This window comes from Evansella sp. AB-rgal1, from assembly GCF_041820985.1.
Lineage (GTDB): Bacteria > Bacillota > Bacilli > Bacillales > Salisediminibacteriaceae > Evansella.
This window is the reverse complement of record NZ_JBGUAU010000074.1, coordinates 1-1,503: the sequence shown is the minus strand read 5'-3', so window position 1 is coordinate 1,503 and position 1,503 is coordinate 1. Positions and strand designations below refer to the sequence as shown.

Below are 1,503 nucleotides of genomic sequence, written 5' to 3'. Positions count from 1 at the left end.
AGTTTGCGCGATATATGTGCGGGTTGGGCGAATATATGTGCGAATTCGAACAATATATGTGCGAAATTCTGATTATATGTGCGAATCGCGCAAATATATGTGCACTTTACCAAATCGGGAGGGAGGTGACAGTTTTTCATAATATAAAAAAATAGACTTCTCATTCCGATAGAAGTCCATTCAAGTTTTTACTTATCAAATTACTAGCTAGATTAGAAAAAATAGTTTTATTTTGCAAGTAACATAACTCTAATTTTTACGCTTACATATCATCTATAAATTCTTCTGGTATGTAATACACTCTTCCCTTACACTCTCCTACAGACGGAAAATTCATTTTGTGTAGGATTCTGTTTGCAATGAACCGACAATCTATTTTTAAAAAAGCCATCAATTCACTAACCTTAATCTCTCTTCCTATTAACAATCCGTAATATTTTAGATAGATAACATGTTCATTCTCTGAGTTATAGTCACAAGAATTATTAGAACAACCCCATCTCCCATGGACTCTTTTCATAGGAGTCCAGCTGCATTTAGGACAGCGAATCCCATTATAAATATCTGATTTCGGTATATCAAATGCATGAAAAATATCCCATTCTTCTGGAGTATGATGTTTTATTAGGAGATTAGATAACTTGCGGAGGTCTTTCTTTTGGAGAATTTCCTTCGTGTATTCTTTTCTGTGTGCCTCTATTTTTTCAAGAAGTAAGCTAGCATGAATCACTCTCGTGTGTGCTTCGTGATATTCAGGGGGTGCTTTGGATATAGCTTTGGAATTTGTATTTACAACATAGTGTTCCAGTGGAATCGAGGGGAATTTAGCGTTTTGTAACCACCGTTTATGTTGCCGGGCTTGATGTTTCACCTGCTCAATTGGGTTATCAAAACGATCTGGTTCCCTATCTGAATTAGGATGGGTTCGGACAACTGGGTTCGAGGGATTATCGTAATGGATTGTTCCAGACATATTTTTCGTCTCTAGTGCGAGGGTGAAATAAAGTGTGGCTATGTAGGTATCTATTTGATAGAAATAACCATTTCCTATCGATAATCGCAGTCCTTGAAAAATATAGTACTCTTCATTTTCCAAAAAACTAAGGTAATAATCTAAACTTTGTTCTCCTCTGTAGCCGCCTTCTCTTCTTCCTAGCTCCCCTTCAATAGAAAGTCGTTTTGGATGAATCGTGGACAAAAGAAATAATAAAGCACGTAACTTCAGTATCTTTTTAGGAATCGTACGCGGTTTTATAATCAAAAATATCACGCTCCTTTTTGTTTTTGATTAATTTCGATACGTTGATGCGTTTATCCTATTAGGTTTTGTGTCTATATTTTGTCTAATTATGTAGTTTGTTAGTGAGGTTTCGGTATGTGAAAAATTTTATGTGCGGGTTTGCGCGATATATGTGCGGGTTGAGCGATTATATGTGCGAAATTCGTGAATATATGTGCGAAATCCTGATTATATGTGCGGATCGCGCAAATATATGTGCACAT

At 36.1% G+C, this 1,503-nt stretch carries 1 protein-coding gene; it reads right to left on the bottom strand.

The genetic code is table 11. The annotated features are described in order from the left end of the window. Positions 1–262: 262 nt before the first annotated feature. On the bottom strand, positions 263–1,261 hold the full coding sequence (locus ACERII_RS25745) for a nuclease-related domain-containing protein (RefSeq protein ID WP_373645854.1): 999 nt from the start codon (positions 1,259–1,261) through the stop codon (positions 263–265). Between the last annotated feature and the right edge of the window lie 242 nt (positions 1,262–1,503).